Source organism: Sphaerochaeta sp. S2, assembly GCF_016406725.1.
GTDB lineage: Bacteria > Spirochaetota > Spirochaetia > Sphaerochaetales > Sphaerochaetaceae > Sphaerochaeta.
In genome coordinates this window covers 1-4,373 of record NZ_JAEKNT010000487.1, presented here as the reverse complement: position 1 = coordinate 4,373, position 4,373 = coordinate 1, and the positions used below count along the sequence as shown (strand labels likewise).

At 50.2% G+C, this 4,373-nt stretch carries 4 protein-coding genes; 3 read left to right on the top strand and 1 reads right to left on the bottom strand.

What is annotated here, in order from left to right; genetic code table 11:
• A partial coding sequence (locus tag JF818_RS14240) for a CBS domain-containing protein (protein ID WP_198892640.1) occupies positions 1-647 on the bottom strand: 647 nt, incomplete at its 3' end.
• A 104-nt stretch (positions 648-751) separates the two neighbouring features.
• Between JF818_RS14240 and JF818_RS14235 the strand changes: the two genes are divergently transcribed.
• From JF818_RS14235 to JF818_RS14225, 3 genes are all read left to right on the top strand, one after another.
• Positions 752-1,483, top strand: a complete 732-nt coding sequence (locus JF818_RS14235; protein WP_198892639.1) for a pseudouridine synthase — start codon at positions 752-754, stop codon at positions 1,481-1,483.
• Between the two features lie 18 nt (positions 1,484-1,501).
• The gene (locus tag JF818_RS14230; RefSeq protein ID WP_198892638.1) at positions 1,502-2,611 is read left to right on the top strand and encodes an aminopeptidase; all 1,110 of its coding nucleotides are present in this window, start codon (positions 1,502-1,504) and stop codon (positions 2,609-2,611) included.
• Between the two features lie 169 nt (positions 2,612-2,780).
• On the top strand, positions 2,781-4,373 hold a 1,593-nt coding region (locus tag JF818_RS14225), incomplete at its 3' end, for an ammonium transporter (protein WP_198892637.1).

Below are 4,373 nucleotides of genomic sequence, written 5' to 3'. Positions count from 1 at the left end.
AGATTCATCTCAAGCTCATAGCTTGCGATGGCAGCGCGACGGATTACATGAGGGGCAATCCCTGCACTCTTGAGTCGTTTCTTTATCTCGGTACTGGCATACCCTGCATTCTCAAAGTCGTGCTTGAGAATGGAGTAGGTGTGTATTTCCCCACTCATCTCCTCGCTGAGGCCGGTGGTACGGGTCCTCTTCTCAAGATCCTCAATCTCCCTGTTGATCTCCACCAACAGGGTGCTGGTGATATCCCGGCTGGTGATCATACCCACCAGTTCCTTATGTTTGTTCAAGACGGGGAATCGATGGTAACTGAAGCGGTCAAAGTAGCTGATCGCAAAAGAGATCGGCATATCATCCTCAAGGACGATGAGGTTGCGTGTCATATGGTCCTGGGCTTTCTCATCGATATATCCCTTATCGAGTGCCTGGATGATGTCATCCATACTGACAATACCGATAAGACGCTTACCGAGTACGATCGGTAGTCCGGTGACCTGCCTTTCCCTCATGATGTACTGTATTTCGCGTAGTGGTGTATCCTTGGTAGCGGTGACCAGGTCCGTCGTCATGACATCCTTGATCTTCAGTTTGTAGATCAACTCCAGGATGACGTTTGGCGAATTATAGGTATTGATAGGTATCTCTTGCATAGGCAGAGTATACAACAGCTTTCTTCCAGTGCAAAGCAACTCGTTTTCTCTCTTTTCGGTTTTTCAGGTGCCGAACCTCTGGATATTTGCTATATTGAAGAGGTATGAATGATACTATGCAATTGGAACTTGTCTATGAGGACCACGATATTCTGGTGGTGAACAAACAGGCAAACCTGCCCACCGTACCGTTGAAGACAGACCCCAAGGACAAGCTAACATTGCTTGGCTTGGTGTCTTTGTCTTTTCCGGAGGTATTGGATGTCGGGGGCATCAATACTTGGGAGGGTGGTGTTTTGCACCGCTTGGATACCGCGACCAGTGGCTTGGTTGTCATTGCACGCACAAAAGAAGCCTATGCTTCCCTGCAGGCTATCCAGAAAGCAGATCTCTTCTTCAAGGAGTATCATGCGCTTTCCCATGTATACCAAGACACCACGCGAGCTGGTTTTCCCCCCTATCCCTATGAAGATCCCTTCATGTATAAAGGCAGGGAAATCTCCATCGGAAGCCTCTTCAGGCGGTATGGAGAGAATAGGAAGGAAGTTCGCCCTGTACTCGCTGATAGTCCCCGTCATCTACTCGACAAGACAACCGGTACATGGTATCTCACCAAGGTATGGTATAGTGGGACTGAGGGCGATTCCCAGAAGTTTACGTGTCGGCTGAGCTCGGGTTTTCGTCACCAGGTCAGGGCCCATCTGGCTTGGAGTGGGTGGCCAATCGATGGCGATACGGTATACAAAGGGGCAGAGGCAGATCATTTGGCTCTCAAGGCCGTGGCGGTGGAATTTCCCCACCCGGCAACAGCCCAACCAATGGAAATAAGAATTTGATAATGAAGGAGTCATAGAATGGCAGATCCTAGAGAAGAGAAGCTTGCAAAGCTTCTGGTGGAGTATTCAGTAAAACTACAGAAGGGAGAATCCTGCTTGATCAATGCAGTGGATGTACCCACAAGCATGACTGAGGCCTTGATCAAGGCGGTCTATGATGCAGGTGGATATCCTGTGGTCAACATCTGGAACCAGAGAATTGAACGCGCAATGGTGGAGAATGCGAGCAAGGAGTCCTTGGAGGCCTGGGCTGAGGTCGATACCTATCGGATGAAGCAGATGGATGCGTTCATCGGTATCAGGGGTATTGCCAATGTCCGAGAGCTTGCAACCATACCTGCCCAGTCAAATCTGGCAAGTACGTACTACAATATCCCTGTTCATATGAAGACCCGTCTTCCCTACACGAAGTGGGTGGTGCTCCGCTATCCGACCGAAATCATGGCAATGCAGGGTGGCATGGGAACAAGGGAGTTCGAGGATTTCTTCTACAAGGTGTGTACTGAAGTCGATTATGAGGCAATGGCAAAAGCGATGGCGGAAGCAAAAACCTTCTTGGATACCGTTGACCAGGTGCATATCAAAGCACCAGGAACCGACTTGAAGTTCTCTGTGAAGGGAATGGGTTGGATACCCTGTGCAGGGGAGATGAATATCCCGGATGGGGAGATTTACTCATGCCCAGTCAAGGATTCAGTGAATGGAACCATTGCCTACAACACAGCAAGCACCTATCACGGGCATCAGTTCAAGGATGTGCGTTTTACCTTCAAGGATGGGAAGATTGTTGAGGCACACAGTGATGATGATGCCCTGATCAATGAAATCCTTGACATCGATGAAGGGGCTCGTTATATCGGGGAGTTTGCCCTCGGATGCAATCCAGGCATCATGAACCCCATGGATAATATCCTCTTTGACGAGAAAATCTATGGATCAATCCACTTCACCCCGGGTAATGCCTATGAAGATTGTGACAACGGGAACAAGTCTGCTGTCCACTGGGATTTGGTACAGATCCAGAGAGGTGAGTATGGTGGTGGAGAGATGTACTTCGATGGTGAGCTGGTCAGGAAGGACGGGGTTTTTGTCCACCCGAAACTAACCTGCCTGAATCTTTCCCTCTAGAAGTGCTTGACAGTCTTAGGGATAATTCGCTATAAAGGGTCAAACGTCAAGGGCGATGTGGAGTAATCCGCATCGCCCTTTCTTCGTTCTGCTGTCCGTTGGGCAGGCGTACAAGGGTGTACGGTGGATTTCCATCGTGCACCCTTTCGGCATTTTTAGGGGGTAGCGTATGTTCGTATCGGTAGACACCTTGTGGGTGTTGTTGGGCTCTGTATTGGTGTTTTTCATGCAGGCTGGATTTGCCATGGTTGAGACTGGTTTCACCAGGGCGAAGAATGCAGGAAACATCATCATGAAGAACCTGATGGACTTCAGTCTGGGAAGTGCGGTGTTCTGGATTCTGGGTTTCTCATTGATGTTCGGGGGAAGCAACCCCTTCATAGGGTCCCTCGATCTGTTTGTCCGTGGCTCATACGACTCAAACATCCCCACTTCTGCATTCCTGATATTCCAGACAGTATTCTGTGCAACGGCGGCCACCATTGTAAGTGGAGCGATGGCAGAGCGGACCAAGTTTTCCTCCTATTGCCTGTATTCAATTGTGATCAGTGCAGTGATCTACCCGATCAGCGGACACTGGATCTGGGGAGGTGGCTGGCTGTCAACCCTGGGATTCCACGATTTTGCAGGTTCTACCGCTGTGCATATGGTTGGTGGGGTTGCAGCATTCTGGGGAGCAAAGATCATCGGTGCAAGGATTGACAAGTATGATGAGAAGGGTAATGCAAAGGCAATCCCAGGGCATAGCTTGACCCTTGGAGCACTCGGGGTGTTCATTCTCTGGTTCTGTTGGTTCGGCTTCAATGGTGGTTCCTCCCTCTCTCTTACCGGTGATGAGGCAATTGTCTCTACATCTACCATCATGGTAACTACGAACCTCGCTGCAGCTTTTGCAGCTACTGCTACCATGGTCCTGACCTGGGTTCGGTACAAGAAGCCGGATGTATCCATGACACTCAATGGAGCCCTCGCAGGTTTGGTTGGCATTACCGCAGGTTGTGATGCAGTCTCTCCTGTAGGTGCTGCGCTCATTGGAATCATCAGCGGCATCGTGGTTGTGTTCTCTGTCGAATTCTTTGAGAAAGTGGTGCACATTGATGATCCAGTTGGAGCCATCTCAGTACATGGGGTCTGTGGTGCGCTGGGCACTATACTTACAGGGTTGTTCGCGCTCGATGGTGGACTCTTCTATGGTGGAGGCCTTGGCCTGCTGGGTATCCAGAGCATTGGTGTTCTCTCTGTAATGCTATGGGTCTCCCTGACCATGGGATTGGTTTTCTTCCTTATCAAGAAAACAGTAGGACTGCGTGTCAGCAAGGAAGAGGAGATTGCAGGCTTGGACCTCGAGGAACATGGCCTTGCATCCAGCTATGCTGACTTCATGCCGGTTGTAGCTGGGTTCAAACCCACCGCATCCATCGATGAGGCAGTCCCTGTGGTAAACAAAGTCCCACCTGCTTCTACCCCTTCACGTGATGCAGAGATGTACAAGGTGGTCATTGTCAGCCGTCAGAGCAAGTTCAATACGCTCAAGGAAGCCTTGAATGATATCGGGGTAATGGGAATGACGCTGACCCAGGTAATGGGATGTGGAATGCAGAAAGGTCAGAAGGAGTACTACCGTGGGGTGCCAGTCTCTCCCACCTTGCTTCCCAAGATGCAGGTTGAGACAGTGGTAAGCAAGGTTCCTGTACGGACGGTGATCGAGACGGCAAAGAAAGCCCTGTATACCGGACATGTCGGAGATGGAAAGATCTTCGTG